15 protein-coding genes are annotated in these 14223 nt (G+C 66.0%); all 15 read left to right on the forward strand.

All coding sequences use genetic code 11. The annotated features are described in order from the left end of the window. The first annotated feature begins 27 nt into the window (after positions 1 to 27). The 15 genes from AC1VXC_RS17120 to AC1VXC_RS17190 all read left to right on the forward strand — a co-directional run bounded on the left by AC1VXC_RS17120 (position 28) and on the right by AC1VXC_RS17190 (position 13771). Positions 28 to 960: a LysR family transcriptional regulator gene (locus AC1VXC_RS17120; RefSeq protein ID WP_023093957.1), complete on the forward strand. Its 933-nt coding sequence runs from the start codon at positions 28 to 30 to the stop codon at positions 958 to 960. Then, on the forward strand, positions 957 to 1235 hold the full coding sequence (locus AC1VXC_RS17125; protein ID WP_023093958.1) for an EexN family lipoprotein: 279 nt from the start codon (positions 957 to 959) through the stop codon (positions 1233 to 1235). Before AC1VXC_RS17120 ends, AC1VXC_RS17125 begins: the two co-directional genes overlap by 4 nt. Positions 1236 to 1471: 236 nt before the next feature. Next, positions 1472 to 3475, forward strand: a complete 2004-nt coding sequence (locus tag AC1VXC_RS17130) for a conjugal transfer protein TraG (RefSeq protein WP_023093959.1) — start codon at positions 1472 to 1474, stop codon at positions 3473 to 3475. Next, on the forward strand, positions 3472 to 3936 hold the full coding sequence (locus tag AC1VXC_RS17135; protein ID WP_023093960.1) for a ribbon-helix-helix protein, CopG family: 465 nt from the start codon (positions 3472 to 3474) through the stop codon (positions 3934 to 3936). Before AC1VXC_RS17130 ends, AC1VXC_RS17135 begins: the two co-directional genes overlap by 4 nt. Then, complete coding sequence (gene trbB, locus AC1VXC_RS17140; RefSeq protein WP_481539221.1) at positions 3933 to 4985, forward strand: P-type conjugative transfer ATPase TrbB; 1053 nt, start codon at positions 3933 to 3935, stop codon at positions 4983 to 4985. Before AC1VXC_RS17135 ends, trbB begins: the two co-directional genes overlap by 4 nt. After that, the gene (locus tag AC1VXC_RS17145) at positions 4982 to 5374 is read left to right on the forward strand and encodes a TrbC/VirB2 family type IV secretion system protein (protein ID WP_023093962.1); all 393 of its coding nucleotides are present in this window, start codon (positions 4982 to 4984) and stop codon (positions 5372 to 5374) included. Before trbB ends, AC1VXC_RS17145 begins: the two co-directional genes overlap by 4 nt. Next, positions 5371 to 5643, forward strand: a complete 273-nt coding sequence (locus tag AC1VXC_RS17150) for a VirB3 family type IV secretion system protein (RefSeq protein WP_023093963.1) — start codon at positions 5371 to 5373, stop codon at positions 5641 to 5643. The genes AC1VXC_RS17145 and AC1VXC_RS17150 overlap by 4 nt, the downstream gene beginning before the upstream one ends. A gap of 15 nt (positions 5644 to 5658) precedes the next feature. Then, complete coding sequence (gene trbE, locus AC1VXC_RS17155) at positions 5659 to 8112, forward strand: conjugal transfer protein TrbE (RefSeq protein ID WP_023093964.1); 2454 nt, start codon at positions 5659 to 5661, stop codon at positions 8110 to 8112. Continuing rightward, positions 8109 to 8834: a P-type conjugative transfer protein TrbJ gene (gene trbJ, locus AC1VXC_RS17160; protein WP_023093965.1), complete on the forward strand. Its 726-nt coding sequence runs from the start codon at positions 8109 to 8111 to the stop codon at positions 8832 to 8834. The genes trbE and trbJ overlap by 4 nt, the downstream gene beginning before the upstream one ends. Before the next feature lie 12 nt (positions 8835 to 8846). Beyond that, positions 8847 to 9167, forward strand: coding sequence for a hypothetical protein (locus tag AC1VXC_RS17165; RefSeq protein WP_023093966.1), 321 nt, complete (start codon positions 8847 to 8849; stop codon positions 9165 to 9167). Beyond that, the gene (gene trbL / locus AC1VXC_RS17170; RefSeq protein ID WP_023093967.1) at positions 9164 to 10543 is read left to right on the forward strand and encodes a P-type conjugative transfer protein TrbL; all 1380 of its coding nucleotides are present in this window, start codon (positions 9164 to 9166) and stop codon (positions 10541 to 10543) included. The genes AC1VXC_RS17165 and trbL overlap by 4 nt, the downstream gene beginning before the upstream one ends. 12 nt (positions 10544 to 10555) lie before the next feature. Then, on the forward strand, positions 10556 to 11260 hold the full coding sequence (gene trbF / locus AC1VXC_RS17175) for a conjugal transfer protein TrbF (RefSeq protein ID WP_023093968.1): 705 nt from the start codon (positions 10556 to 10558) through the stop codon (positions 11258 to 11260). Next, positions 11257 to 12249 carry a P-type conjugative transfer protein TrbG gene (trbG, locus tag AC1VXC_RS17180; RefSeq protein ID WP_023093969.1) on the forward strand — a complete coding sequence of 331 codons (993 nt, stop codon included), beginning with the start codon at positions 11257 to 11259 and terminating at the stop codon, positions 12247 to 12249. Before trbF ends, trbG begins: the two co-directional genes overlap by 4 nt. A gap of 2 nt (positions 12250 to 12251) precedes the next feature. Then, entirely contained in the window at positions 12252 to 13529 is a 1278-nt protein-coding gene (locus AC1VXC_RS17185; RefSeq protein ID WP_023093970.1) for a TraB/TrbI/VirB10 family type IV secretion system protein, read from the forward strand. After that, positions 13526 to 13771, forward strand: coding sequence for a DUF2274 domain-containing protein (locus AC1VXC_RS17190; RefSeq protein ID WP_023093971.1), 246 nt, complete (start codon positions 13526 to 13528; stop codon positions 13769 to 13771). Before AC1VXC_RS17185 ends, AC1VXC_RS17190 begins: the two co-directional genes overlap by 4 nt. The last annotated feature ends 452 nt before the right edge of the window (positions 13772 to 14223 follow it).

Below are 14223 nucleotides of genomic sequence, written 5' to 3' on the forward strand. Positions count from 1 at the left end.
ACTCCCGGGTATGGCGAGACCATGACAATGGAACTACGACACCTTCGCTATTTCCTTGCCGTAGCCGAAGAATTGCACTTCGCCCGTGCGGCTGAGCGGCTGCATATTGAGCAATCGCCGCTGTCGCGCGCCATCAAGGAGCTTGAAGAAGAACTGGGCGTGATTCTGCTTGCCCGCACCACTCGCAGCACACGACTTACTCGTGCCGGAAAGTTATTTATGGATCATGTGCCGCGCGTCTTCGCAGCATTGCAGCAGGCTCGCGATAGCGTGCAAGCAGCTGCGAACGGCTTCCACGGGCAGTTGCGCGTGGCTCTTTCCGATGGCATCACCCCGTCGCGTTTGCCGGGGCTCTTGGCGCTGTGCCGCCAAGAAGAGCCAGAGGTTGAGCTTCGGTTCTTCGAGGTGCCTCTATCGCAGCAGATCAAGGGACTGCATGATGACCTCTATGACGTGGGTTTCGCGCAGTCCGACGAAGTGGGCGACAGAGTTGTCGCCATGCCGGCCTGGAGCGATACGCTTATGGTGGCGGTGCCTGCGCGGCACCCTCTGTTGGTCCACAAGCGCATCCCTTTGGATGCGCTGTTGCGTTACCCGCTAGTGCTATGCGATCCACAGGTGTGCGAGGGTCATGCCAAGCACGTCGAACGTGTGCTGCGTCGGACAGGCATGGAGCCGTTGATAGCCGAGCGTGTGGCCTCCTGCGATCTGATGATGGCGCTGGTATCCGCAGGCTTCGCGTTGGGTCTGACGGGCGAGGCGCACATTTCCACCAGTCGCGAAGCGGGCGTTGTGGCACGGCCGCTTGCATCGCGTGTGCCGCCGCTGACGACCTACTTGCTGCGCCTTGAGGGCGATCCATCCGATGAGATCTCGCGCTTCATCGAGCGAGTGAAGGCCATCCAGTCGCCAGAGTCTCCCAAGCATCGACCTGATTCCCCGGGAGCGCTTGCGCCATGAAAAGGATCATCCCGCTTTTGCTGGTGACCGCGATGACTGCCTGCGGCCAGTCCGAAGCGCCTCAGAAGATCAACGCTTCCGAAGCGAATATTCCAACAGTGGAAGAGCTTGCGGCCAATCCTGAACGGCTCAAGGAACTGCGCCAGCACTGCAAGACTGACCGCCCAAAGTTGGGTGGCGTGCTGTGCAACCGGGTGGCCGAAGCTACGCGCAAGCGGTTCTATGGCGACGGCGAAACGCCATACACGCCTCCGAAGGAACCGCCCAAGTTCTGATCGTTGTCGGTTCGACGCATCATCTTCATTCTCCTGTTCGACACGCCGCAATGCGTCTTCGCTTGCGGCGCTTTTCTTTGACTCGCCACTGCACTCATTCTTTCTTTTTTCTTGACTTTTCTGCTCAACACGGTCTTTGACCAGCACTGACTTGACACCGAACCTGACGCCTGCGGCACGCCCCTGTGCCGCGATCTCCATGAGGAATCAGCGCAGGAGAAATCGGAGGCCAGGTCATGCAAGGGACGAACGTGCTGTTTGGTCAGATCGCCGTGGTGCTCGGCATCGTGATCGCCGGAGTGTGGGCCGCCACACAATGGACGGCAGCGGCCCTTGGCTATCAAGTACGCCTTGGCTCGCCCTGGTTCGACTTTCTTGGCACGTCGATCTACCACCCGTGGAAACTGTTTGAGTGGTGGTTCTTCTTCGGCGCCTATGCACCGGAGGTCTTCGACACCGGCGGCGCGATTGCCGGCGCCAGCGGCATGGCCGCCGTGGGCGTCGCCATCGCCATGTCGGTCTGGCGCTCGCGTCAAGCACGCATGGTCACAACCTACGGCTCTGCGCGCTGGGCGAACGCACAGGACATTCGCAAGGCTGGCCTCACACAGCCTGCCGGCGTGTTCCTGGGCCAGCATGATCGCCAATACCTGCGTCATGAAGGCCCGGAACACGTCCTGACCTTCGCACCCACGCGCTCGGGCAAGGGCGTTGGCCTCGTGGTGCCGACGCTGCTGTCATGGCCGGCCTCCGCCGTCATCCACGACATCAAGGGCGAGAACTGGCAGATCACCGCCGGCTGGCGCTCGCGCTTCTCGCACTGCCTGCTGTTCAACCCGACCGATGTGCAGTCGGCGGCCTACAACCCGCTGCTGGAGGTTCGACGCGGCGCGCATGAAGTTCGCGACGTGCAGAACATCGCGGACATTCTCGTTGACCCCGAAGGCGCGCTGGAGAAGCGCAACCATTGGGAGAAAACCAGTCACGCGCTGCTGGTCGGGGCCATCCTGCATGTGCTCTATGCGGGCGAAGACAAGACGCTGCGCGGCGTCGCCAACTTCCTGTCCGACCCGGCCAGCCCGTTCGAGCTGACTTTGCATCGGATGATGACCACGCCCCATCTGGGCAATGGGCCGCATCCTGTCGTCGCTTCGGCGGCGCGCGAAGTACTCAACAAGTCGGACAACGAGCGTTCCGGCGTGTTGAGCACCGCCATGTCGTTTCTCGGCCTGTACCGTGATCCGACCGTGGCCGCAGTCACGTCGCGCTGCGACTGGCGCATCGCTGACCTGATCGCTGCCGAGCATCCGGTGTCGCTGTATCTGGTGGTGCCGCCTTCGGACATTTCTCGGACGAAGCCGCTCATTCGCCTGATCCTCAACCAGATCGGTCGGCGCCTCACCGAATCGCTCGATGGCTCCGACGGCATCGAGCGTCGCCACAAGCTGCTGCTGATGCTTGATGAGTTCCCGGCGCTGGGACGCCTGGACTTCTTTGAGACGGCGCTGGCCTTCATGGCCGGCTACGGCATCCGCAGCTTCCTCATCGCGCAGTCGCTCAACCAGATTGACAAGGCGTATGGGCAAAACCACTCCATCCTCGACAACTGCCATGTGCGCGTGACGTTCGCCACGAACGACGAGCGCACCGCCAAACGGATCTCCGAGACGCTGGGCACGGCCACCGAGCTGCGCGCCCAGCGCAACTACGCGGGCCACCGACTCGCGCCGTGGCTCGGGCATCTGATGGTGTCGCGCCAAGAAACAGCGCGCCCGCTGCTGACGCCGGGCGAGGTGATGCAGCTTCCGCCTGACGAGGCGGTGGTGATGGTGTCCAGCGTCGCGCCGATCAAGGCCAAGAAGCTGCGCTACTACGCGGACAGCAATTTCAAGCGCCGTGTGCTGCTGCCTCCCGCGCTCGCGGACGGGCAGTACGCGGACGTGCCGCCGTTGCGTCTGGACGACTGGAGCGGCCTGGCGATTCCCGCCGTGCCCGTTGCGCCGGCGTCCGATACCGCCGAGGGCTTCGCTGCCTCTGCCGACGACGGCGGCCCGCGCCGTCAGCCCGAACTCTCCGAAACCGTCGCCTACGCCCCTGAGCTGGCCGCGCCTGCGGCCGACCTCGCGCTGCTCGATGACGACGACGACCTGCCGCTTCCCCTTCCTCGCCAGCTTGACCCATCCATGCAGCGCACGGCGCGGCTGGCTTCCCTCGACCCCAACGACGGAATCGAGCTATGAGCCACTACCGCCTCAATCTGTTCATCCAGCCTGAGCACGCCAAGCGGCTCGATGAACTGGCTGCCAAGAAGGGCGTGTCCAAGTCGTCCATCGTCGCGGCGGCGCTCGCATCGTGGCTGTCGCCCGATGCCGGCGACCAGCGCGAAGCGGCCATTTCCAAACGGCTTGATCGCCTCTCGCGCCAGGCCGAGCGCATGGAGCGCGACCAGAACATCGCCATCGAAACGCTGGCGCTGTTCATTCGCTACTACCTGACCGTGAGCACGCCGGTTCCCGAGGCGCATCAAGACGCGGCACGCGCGCAGGGCAAAGTGCGCTTCGAGCAGTTCACCGAGCAGCTTGGCCGCCACCTGCTGCGGGGCCGCAGCCTGGTTCGTGACGTGGTGGAGGAACTGCATCCCGATCCGATGCGGATGGAGGACGCGGCGGCAGCCGCGCAAGCGCAGGAGCGTGCTTCATGAGCGCCGCTCCGCAGTCCATGAGCGCCACGTCGCTCGACCGGCGCATCCAGATGCTGCGCACGGCGATGGGGCCGCTGATCGCCGCCGCGCTGGAAGACCCGGACGTGGTGGAAATCATGCTCAACCCCGATCGCACCCTTTGGGTGGATCGCCTGTCGTCGGGTCGTGCGCCGATCGGTGTGGAGATGCCCGAGGCCGATGGCGAGCGGATCATCCGCCTCGTCGCGGCCCATGTGGGCGCGGAAGTCCATCGCGGCCAGCCGCTGCTATCCGCCGAACTGCCCGAAACCGGCGAACGCTTCGAGGGCATCTTGCCGCCCGCCGCGCCAGGGCCGGCCTTCGCGCTGCGGAAGCGCGCCATCGGCGTGATCCCGCTGGAGCGGTACGTCATCGACCAGATGATGACCGCCGCCCAGGCGGGCTTTCTCGTTCGCGCCGTGCGCGAGCGGCAGAACGTCCTGATCGCCGGCGCCACCAGCAGCGGCAAGACCACGCTCGCCAATACGCTGCTGGCCGAGATCGCCGCCACGGGCGACCGCGTGCTGGTGCTTGAAGACACGGTGGAGCTGCAATGCGCGGCCCGTGACCACGTTCCGCTGCGCACCCGCGCAGGCGTGGTATCGATGACCGAGCTGGTTCGCTCGTCCATGCGCCTGCGGCCTGATCGCGTCGTCGTTGGCGAAGTGCGCGGCGCCGAGGCACTGGATCTCATCAAGGTGTGGGGCACAGGCCATCCGGGCGGCATCGCCACGATCCATGCCGGCTCCGCGCTCGGCGCGCTGCTGCGCCTGGAGCAACTGATTCTCGAAGTGGCGGTGAATCCGCCCCGTGCGCTGATTGCCGAGGCGGTCAACGTGGTGATCCACATAGCCGGACGCGGGCGCAAGCGCCGCATCGAGAGCATCGCCCGCGTCGTCGGCTTCGACGGCGTGGGCTACCAACTGGCGGACGCGCTGGAAACGCCGTTTCCCGAGCTGCCGCCACGTCCCGATGCCGCACCCGCTGCGGCGACTTCCCGATCCCCTCACTCACTTGGAGAACTGCCATGACGCAGATGACCATTCCTGCTTTCCGTGTTTCCGTAAATCCGCCTTCTCACTTGTCTAACTCTGCACGGCTGCGCTGCCTGGGCCGCCCTGCGGGGCAAGGACTGCTGCTGGCCGCGCTGCTGCTGTTCCTGGCTGGAACAGCACAGGCCGCCGGCTCCTCGATGCCGTGGGAAGGCCCGCTGCAATCCATCCTCGAATCCATCCAGGGGCCGGTAGCTCGCATCGTCGCCGTCATCATCATCATCGCCACGGGCCTCGCGCTCGCGTTCGGCGACACGTCTGGCGGATTCCGCAAGCTGATCCAGATCGTCTTCGGCCTGTCCATCGCTTTCGCGGCTTCCAGCTTCTTCCTGTCGTTCTTCAGCTTCTCCGGCGGGGCCGTCGTATGAGCGCCCCGGACGCCTTCACGGAAGGCTTCGAGGTGCCGCTGCATCGCTCGCTGACCGAGCCGATTCTGCTGGGCGGTGCGCCGCGCACCGTGGCGATCGCCAACGGCACGCTGGCTGCCGCGGTCGGCCTGGGCCTGCAACTGTGGATTCCCGGCGTGGTGCTCTGGATCGTCGGCCATTCGCTGGCGGTGTGGGGTGCGCGCGTCGATCCGCAGTTCATGCAGGTCTTTGCGCGGCACATCAAGCACCGCCCGCTGCTGGACGTGTGAGGGGAGGACGCCGCGATGCTGAACCTCGCCGAATACCGCCAGCGCCCGGCCTTGCTTGCTGACTGGCTGCCCTGGGCCGGACTGGTCGCACCGGGCGTCGTCTTGAACAAGGACGGCAGTTTCCAGCGCACAGCCCGGTTTCGTGGGCCCGACCTCGACAGTGCGACGCAAGGCGAACTGATCGCCACGTCGGCGCGCTTGAACAACGCCCTGCGCCGCATGGGATCGGGCTGGGCGCTGTTCATCGAAGCCGACCGCCGGGCCGCTGCCGACTATCCGCGCTCGGAGTTTCCCGAACCGCTTTCGTGGCTGGTGGAGGAAGAACGCCGGGCCGCCTTCGAGGAATCGGGCCATCACTTCGAGAGCGGCTATCACCTAACGCTGCTTTACCTGCCGCCGGAAGAATCCCGCGCCCGCGCAGCCAGGATGCTCTACGAGAACACGCCGACGAATGGTGTGGACTGGCGCGAGCGGCTGCAAGCCTTCGTCGCGGAAACGGATCGCGTCTTTGACCTGCTCGACGGCGTGATGCCGGAAATTGACTGGCTCGATGACGCGCAGACGCTGACCTACCTGCACGCGACCATCTCGACGCGGCGCTATCGCGTGGGCGTGCCCGAAGTGCCGTTCCACATCGACGCGCTGCTGACCGATTCCGCGCTGGTCGGCGGCCTGGCGCCCATGCTGGGCGACCAGCACCTGCGCGTGGTGTCGGTGCGCGGCTTCCCGACCTCGACCTGGCCAGGGATTCTGGACGACCTCAACCGCCTCGGTTTTGCGTACCGCTGGAGCACGCGCTTTCTCTGCCTCGACAAATCCGAGGCGGAACGGGAGTTGGGACGCCTGCGCCGCCAATGGTTCGCCAAGCGCAAGAACGTCATCGCGCTGCTGCGCGAAACGATCTTCCAGCAGGAAAGCCCGCTGGTCGATACCGACGCCAACAACAAGGCCGCCGATGCCGACGCTGCCTTGCAGGAGCTAGGCAGCGATCAAGTCGCCTTCGGCTATCTGACGGCGACCGTCACCGTCATGGACGAGGACGCTGCCGTCGCAGACGAGAAGCTGCGCATGGTGGAGCGCGTCATCCAGGGTCGGGGCTTCGTCACCATCCCTGAAACGCTCAATGCCGTGGATGCCTGGCTGTCTTCGATCCCCGGCAACGCCCACGCGAACGTGCGCCAGCCCATCGTTTCGACGCTGAACCTGGCGCACATGATGCCGGTGTCGGCGGTGTGGGCCGGGCCAGAGAAGAACGACCACCTCGACGGCCCGCCGCTGATCGTCACACGCACCGATGGCGCCACGCCGTTTCGCCTCGTGACGCACATCGGCGATGTGGGCCACACGCTGGTCGCGGGGCCGACTGGCATGGGCAAGTCGGTCTTGCTCGCCACGCTGGGGATGCAATTTCGCCGCTATCGCGGCTCGCGCATCGTCGCCTTCGACATGGGCCGCTCCATGCGGGCTGCGATCCTCGGCCTGGGCGGCGAACACTACGACCTGGGCACGGATGGCGAAATCGCTTTCCAACCACTCGCGCGTATCGACCGTGAGGGCTATCGCACGTGGGCCGCCGAATGGATCGAAGGCCGCTTGGTGCACGAAGGCGTGGCGGTCGGCCCCGACGAGAAGACAGCTATCTGGTCGGCGCTGGGAAGTCTCGCCGGTGCGCCGGTGGAGCAGCGCACGATGACGGGGGTCTCCGTGCTGTTGCAATCGAACACGCTGCGCCAGGCGCTGTCGCCTTATGTGCTAGGCGGTGCCCACGGCAAGCTGCTGGACGCCGACCATGACCGCCTCGGCATGGCCGACGTGCAGTGCTTCGAGATGGAGGAGCTGATGCACAGCAAGGCCGCCGTCATGGCCGTGCTGCATTACCTCTTTGCGCGCTTCGATGAACGCTTCGACGGTGCGCCCACGCTGCTGATCCTCGATGAAGCGTGGTTGTTCCTCGATGACCCGGTGTTTGCCGCGCGTATCCGCCAGTGGCTCAAGACGCTGCGCAAGAAGAACGTCAGCGTCATCTTCGCCACGCAGAGCCTTGCCGACATCAAGGATTCGAGCATCGCGCCCGCGATCATCGAAAGCTGCGCCAGTCGCATCTTCCTGCCGAACCCGCAGGCGACCGAACCGCAGATTCGCACGATCTACGAGGGCTTCGGCCTCAACAGGCGACAGATCGAAATCGTCGCAACCGCGCAGCCCAAGCGCGACTACTACTACCAATCCCGCCTCGGCAACCGCCTGTTCGACCTCGACCTGGGGCCGGCGGCGCTGGCGTTTGTGGGCGCTTCCACGCCGCAAGACCAGCGCGACATAGACCGCGTGCTGCTGGACGCCGGCGTGCCCGGCTTCGCGGGCGCCTGGCTGCGCCATCGCGGCCTCGATTGGGCGGCCGACCTGCTGCCCTCGTTCCCCGGCCTCGCGCCGGGTTCCCTCGCTGACCAACCCCTGGAGAATCTGCCATGAAGAAGCGTCTTATCGCCGCCGCCATCGCGGCCATGCTTTGCACCGCCACCGCCCATGCGCAATGGGTCGTGGTCGATCCCACCAACCTCGTGCAGAACACGCTGACCGCGATCCGCACGCTGGAGCAGATCAACAACCAGATCCAGCAGCTTCAGAACGAAGCGCAGATGCTGATGAACCAGGCGCGCAACCTCGCCAGCCTGCCGTCCAGCGTAGTGAACCAGTTGCGCGCCAATCTGGCGACGACCGAGCGGCTGATCGCGCAGGCCCGCGGCCTGGCCTACGACGTGACGAATCTGGATCGGGAGTTTGCGCGCCTGTATCCCGAGCAGTACGCCGCCACCGTCAGCGGCGACCAGATGTACCGCGATGCGCAGGAGCGTTGGCGGAACACGCTCAACGGCTTGCAGACCACGATGCAGATGCAGGCACAGGTGTCGCAGAACCTGGGCGAAGACGAAAGCGTGCTGGCTGACCTCGTGGGCAAGAGCCAGTCGGCCGAAGGCGCGCTCCAAGCCATGCAGGCCATGAACCAGTTGCTGGCCTTGCAGGCCAAGCAGTCGATCCAGTCGCAACGGCTCCAGATCACGCAGGATCGTGCGGCCTCGCTGGAACTGGCGCGGCAGGCGGCCGCCACCGAGCGAGCGCGCGAAGTGCGGCGGCGTTTCATCGGCGATGGCACGCCGTACACGCCGCAGCGCGTGGATTTCTACGGCAATTGACAGGAGGCCGCCATGCGATGCGTCCTTGTCCTGTGTGTCGCGCTGGTGGCCGCTTGCGGCGAGCAGCCGGCCGACCACCTTGCCGATGCCTTGGCCGCTGATCCCGTGCGGCTCAAGGCATTGCGCGCGCAATGCGCGGCCGACCGGCAGGCCACGGGCGAGGACGCTTGCCGCGCCGCTGCCGAAGCCTTCCGGCGGCGCTTCTTCTCCGGCCAGGCTGAGCCGGATGAATACCAGACCTTGGCCGACCTGCCGCCGATCCCGCCGAGCTTCGAGGAGCCGGCCGATGGCGTGGCTCCCGCAATGCCACCCGAACCGGAGGACACGCCATGAATGACGTGACCATCATCGACCAGTTCCTCAACACCTTCGCCGCCTATATCGACTCGGGTTTCGGGCTGCTGCGGGGCGAAGTGGCGTTCCTCACGGCTACGCTGATCGTCATCGACATGACGATCGCTGGACTGTATTGGGCCATGAGCCACGCCACCGGCCAAGGCGAGGACGTGATCGCCAAGCTGCTGCGCAAAGTGCTGTACGTCGGCGCCTTCGCCTACATCATCAACAACTTCAACTGGCTGGCGAGCATCGTCTTCCGCTCGTTCGCGGGATTGGGCATCACCGCCACCGGCTCTGCCATCACGATGGAGAACTTCTTGCAGCCTGGCCGGTTGGCGAAAACCGGCCTTGACGCGGGCGGGCCGATCTTCCTCCAGCTCGACGACATGATGGGATTTCCCGAGGTGTTCTTGAACCTCGATGCCATCTTGGTGCTGTTCCTCGCCTGGCTGGTCGTGGTGCTGTGCTTCTTCGTGCTGGCGATCCAGCTTTTCATCACGCTCATCGAGTTCAAGCTGACAACCCTCGCGGGCTTCGTGCTGGTGCCGTTCGCGCTTTGGAACAAGACCTCGTTCCTGGCCGAAAAGGTCTTGGGCAACGTGGTGGCCTCCGGCGTCAAGGTGTTGGTGCTGGCCGTGATCGTCGGTATCGGCTCGGGCCTGTTCACTCAGTTCCAAGTCCACCCCGATGAGCCGTCGCTCGACCACGCACTGGTCATCATGCTGGCCTCGCTCACTTTGCTGGCGCTGGGGATCTTCGGCCCTGGTATCGCCACGGGCCTAGTGTCCGGTGCGCCGCAGCTCGGCGCGGGCGCGATGGCAGGCGCTGCCATCGGTGCGGCCGGGACGGCGGTAGCTGTCGGTGCTGCCGCGACGGGTGTAGGCGGTGCCGTAGCCGCTGGCGCACGTATGGCACCGGCTGCCGCCAAGCTGGCCGGCGCTGGTGCGCGTGCGGCCACGTCGGCGGCTGGCAGTGCGAAATCGGCGTTCCAGGCCGGCTCCGCCGCCGCAGGCGGTGGTGCGAAAGGCGCAATGGCGGGCCTGGGCAACGTCGCCAAGACCGGCGCGCAGGCAGCCGAACGAGGCGCGGCATCCCGCGCCTCCGCTGCCGGGCAACGCATGGCCGCTCCCTTCCGCGCTGGCTGGAATGGCGCTGCTGCCGATGGCGGCGCGGCATCCGGTCAGGGTGGCGCAGGCGAGGCCACAGCCGGCGCGGCTACCGCCCAGAAGCAGGAACAGCCCGCTTGGGCCAAACGCCTGCACCGCCGCCAGCAACTCACCCATGCCGCGACCACCACCGCCCACACGCTACGCGGTGGCGATGGCGGCGGCTCCGGCCAGGGGCCGAGCCTGCGCGATTCCGATTCATAAGGAGAACTGACCATGCGATTCAAGAAACCGCAGGTGCGCTATGCCGACACGCCGCAGCCTGCCACGCCGTACCAAGCTGCCGGCCAGGTGTGGGACGAGCGCATCGGCTTGCCGCGCGTGCAGGCGAAGAACTGGCGCCTGATGGCCTTCGGCTGCCTAACGCTTGCGCTGCTGATGGCCGGCGGCCTGGTGTGGCGCTCGGCGCAATCCATCGTGACGCCCTACGTCGTGGAGGTGGACAACGCGGGCCAGGTACGCGCCGTGGGCGAAGCCGCCACGCCATACCGGCCCAACGATGCGCAGACCGCGCACCACATCGCGCGCTTCGTGACGCTGGTGCGCTCGCTGTCCATCGACCCCATCGTCGTCCGCCAGAACTGGCTCGACGCCTACGACTACACAACCGACAAGGGCGCGGCCGTGCTCAACGACTACGCACGGGTCAACGACCCGTTCGCGCGTATCGGCAAGGAGTCGGTAACGGTGCAGATCACCAGCGTCGTGCGCGCCAGCGACACGTCTTTCAACGTGCGCTGGACGGAACGCCGCTACGTCAACGGCGCCGCGGCGGGCTTGGAGCGGTGGACGGCCGTGGTGTCCATCGTGCTCCAGCCGCCGCGCACCGAAGAACGCTTGCGCAAGAACCCCCTGGGCATCTACGTCAACGGCCTGTCGTGGAGCCGCGAACTGGATTCTTCCGAAGGAGCCAAGCCATGAATGATCTTCTCCGTAAATCCGCCTTGCCGGTGATCCTGCTTGCCCTGGCGGGCTGCGCTACGCAGGGCAAGCCACCGCCGACCATCTCGCTCGATGAGCCGGTGCAGGCCCAGCCGCTACCCGAGCCATCCGCGCCGGTGGAGGTGGTGGCCGTGCCCGAGGTTCTGCCGATGCCGGCGCAGTTGAAGCCATTGCCCGAAGCCGAGGACGCCAAGCCCACGCCGGAGCCAGCCGACGAGAAGGTGCGCGTCTCACGGGCCAATGCCGAGGCGCGCGTCGCACCCACGCGCGAGGGATACGTCAACGCGATTCAGGTGTGGCCGTTCACCGATGGCGCGCTCTACCAAGTCTATGCAGCCGTGGGCCGCGTGACCGTGATTTCGCTCCAGCCGGGCGAGGAGCTGGTGACGGTGGCCGCTGGTGATACTGTGCGCTGGATCGTGGGCGATACGTCCAGCGGCAGCGGTGCCGACCTGCGCGTCAATGTGCTGGTCAAGCCGATCCGCTCGGGCCTCAAGACAAATCTCGTCATCACCACCAACCGCAGGACGTACCTGCTGGAGTTGGCTTCGACGGAAAAGACGTGGATGGCGTCGGCGTCCTGGGAGTATCCGCGCGACCGGATGCTGGCCTTGCAGCGCCGGGCGCAGGCGGCCAGCGCAGCCGCGCCGGTGGATTCCGGCTTGTCCTTGGAGAACCTGCGCTTCCGCTACGCGGTCAGCGGCAGTAATCCGTCGTGGAAGCCGCTGCGCGCCTTCGACGACGGTGCGAAGGTCTATATCCAGTTCCCCGTCGGCATCGCGCAAGGCGAGCTGCCGCCGCTGTTCGTGATCGGGCCGGAAGGCGACGGGCAACTGGTCAACTACCGTTTCCGCTCGCCGTATTACATCGTGGATCGGCTGTTCGGCGCGGCCGAACTTCGCCTGGGCGGAGACAAGGGCGACGTGGTGCGGATTGAGCGCACGGACGGCGTTGCGCGGAGGAACTGACCATGAGCCAGGACGACACCCCCGACCTTGCCACGCCGCAGGCGGGCAAGGTCGCGCCCGAAGCGGTGGCGCTGCGCGCCCAGCCGCGCCCGGTCACGCGCCTGAACCGGCGCACGCTGGCCATCCTTGTCGGCGGCCTGTCGGTCGCCGTGCTCGCGGCCACGATCTGGTCGCTGCAACCGCAGCGGCGCGGCACCAACGAGCAGACCGAGCTTTACAACGTCGATCGCGTCTCGAAGTCCGAAGGGCTGGATGCGCTGCCGACGGACTACTCGAAGCTGCCACCAGCCTTGCCGCCCGGTGTGCCCGAGCTGGGGCCGCCGTTGCCCGGCGACCTTGGCCCGGCCATCGTCGCTTCGCAGCAGCCGGTGACGCCGGGCTATTCGCCGCCAGGCCATGATCCCGAAGATGCCTTGCGTAAGGAGGCGGACGCGGCTGCGGCCTCGTCGGTGTTCTTCCGCTCGGGCGGCCAAGGGCAGACCGCCGCCACGGTCGCGCAGGCAGCGCCGGGGGCTGCAAGCACGCTTGCGGCCTTCGATCCGCTCGCTGCTGGGCCTGCCTCAACGGCGGCCCAGCCCGCCGACCCGACCGCCGTGCAGAACCGGCAAGACCAGAAAGAGGCGTTCCTGAAAGCCGGTTCTACGGAAACCCGCAATTCCGGGAATCTGGCGCTGCCCGCGTCGCCGTATCAGGTGATGGCCGGAACGGTGATCGCCGGTGCGCTAGTGACAGGCATCAAGTCGGACTTGCCGGGCGACGTGATCGGCACTGTGACGGAGCCGGTCTATGACACAGCCACCGGCAAGTTCCTGCTGATTCCGCAGGGGGCGCGCATCCTCGGGCGCTACAACAGCCAGGTCGGCTACGGACAGAGCCGCGTACAGGTGGTGTGGAACCGGATCATCCTGCCCGACACGTCCTCGCTGACGCTGGACAACCTTGTCGGCACCGACCCGGCCGGCTACGCGGGCTTGGAGGATGACGTGGACTGGCACTGGAACCGCATCTTTGCCGGTGCGGTGCTGACGACGCTGCTGGGCGTCGGCGCAGAACTGGCCGCGCCAGAGAACCGCCAGGACGGCAACCGCATCGTCATCGCCGGACGTGACAGCGCCCAGGACAGCATCAATCAGGTCGGCCAGGAAATCACCCGGCGCAACATGAACATCCAACCGACGCTGACCGAGCGGCCGGGCCTGCCGGTGCGGATCATCGTTAACCGGGATCTAGTGCTGCGGCCCTACCAGCCGCTGTTCTTCAATCGGGGAGCTTCGCAATGAACGCGACCAAGAAACTGCGGCTTGGGCCGCTGCCCAAGACCGAGAACGTCAAGCTTACCTTCGCGTGCCCGGCCAGCCTGAAAGCCGACCTCGACCGCTACGCCGCACTGCACGCGCAGGCGTATGGCGAGGCGGTCGATGCAGAGAAGTTGATCCCGCACATGCTGGAGGCGTTCATTGCCGGCGACCGGGGATTCAGGAAGGGAGGCGCGAGCAGGCCCGCACCGCCGAAGCCGAGCTGACAATGCACGGATACTTTGCCGACGCACCCTCGAACGCGCAGCCCAACGCTGCGCGTTCTTCGTTCTGGAGCGCCGCGACCGATTGGGCTATGATGGCCGAGCAAGCCTGCCGTCTGCTGGCAATCGCCCCGACGCAGTACGCTCCGGCTTTCTACCGCGACGCTCTTATGTGGCTCCTAGCCCACAACGCCGCAGCCCCGCAAAGCGGCCCGAAGTAGAGCTAAACCCGTGTCCTGTATAAGCTTTCAAGCCCCCAGCGATTTTCACTGAGGGCTTGACACAGGCACTTTTTTGTAGTGCCGAGCCATGCTCGGCAGGGGCTTTCCCGATAGAGCCAACCGGTAGTGCCGAGCCATGCTCGGCAGGGGCTTTCCCAATAGAGCGAACCGGTAGTGCCGAGCCATGCTCGGCAGGAGCTTTCCCGGTACGGCTGCTGCCGAGCATGGCTCGGC

The sequence above is a fragment of the Stenotrophomonas sp. STEN033 genome, assembly GCF_056856655.1.

What these genes read in the sequence shown, in the direction of transcription:
- trbG (WP_023093969.1), top strand. Translation starts at nt 11,257, where the DNA reads ATGAATGATCTTCTCCGTAAATCCGCCTTGCCGGTGATCCTGCTTGCC.
- AC1VXC_RS17190 (WP_023093971.1), top strand. Translation starts at nt 13,526, where the DNA reads ATGAACGCGACCAAGAAACTGCGGCTTGGGCCGCTGCCCAAGACCGAG.
- trbF (WP_023093968.1), top strand. Translation starts at nt 10,556, where the DNA reads ATGCGATTCAAGAAACCGCAGGTGCGCTATGCCGACACGCCGCAGCCT.
- AC1VXC_RS17150 (WP_023093963.1), top strand. Translation starts at nt 5,371, where the DNA reads ATGAGCGCCCCGGACGCCTTCACGGAAGGCTTCGAGGTGCCGCTGCAT.
- trbL (WP_023093967.1), top strand. Translation starts at nt 9,164, where the DNA reads ATGAATGACGTGACCATCATCGACCAGTTCCTCAACACCTTCGCCGCC.
- trbB (WP_481539221.1), top strand. Translation starts at nt 3,933, where the DNA reads ATGAGCGCCGCTCCGCAGTCCATGAGCGCCACGTCGCTCGACCGGCGC.
- AC1VXC_RS17125 (WP_023093958.1), top strand. Translation starts at nt 957, where the DNA reads ATGAAAAGGATCATCCCGCTTTTGCTGGTGACCGCGATGACTGCCTGC.
- AC1VXC_RS17185 (WP_023093970.1), top strand. Translation starts at nt 12,252, where the DNA reads ATGAGCCAGGACGACACCCCCGACCTTGCCACGCCGCAGGCGGGCAAG.
- AC1VXC_RS17135 (WP_023093960.1), top strand. Translation starts at nt 3,472, where the DNA reads ATGAGCCACTACCGCCTCAATCTGTTCATCCAGCCTGAGCACGCCAAG.
- AC1VXC_RS17130 (WP_023093959.1), top strand. Translation starts at nt 1,472, where the DNA reads ATGCAAGGGACGAACGTGCTGTTTGGTCAGATCGCCGTGGTGCTCGGC.
- trbJ (WP_023093965.1), top strand. Translation starts at nt 8,109, where the DNA reads ATGAAGAAGCGTCTTATCGCCGCCGCCATCGCGGCCATGCTTTGCACC.
- AC1VXC_RS17145 (WP_023093962.1), top strand. Translation starts at nt 4,982, where the DNA reads ATGACGCAGATGACCATTCCTGCTTTCCGTGTTTCCGTAAATCCGCCT.
- AC1VXC_RS17120 (WP_023093957.1), top strand. Translation starts at nt 28, where the DNA reads ATGGAACTACGACACCTTCGCTATTTCCTTGCCGTAGCCGAAGAATTG.
- trbE (WP_023093964.1), top strand. Translation starts at nt 5,659, where the DNA reads ATGCTGAACCTCGCCGAATACCGCCAGCGCCCGGCCTTGCTTGCTGAC.
- AC1VXC_RS17165 (WP_023093966.1), top strand. Translation starts at nt 8,847, where the DNA reads ATGCGATGCGTCCTTGTCCTGTGTGTCGCGCTGGTGGCCGCTTGCGGC.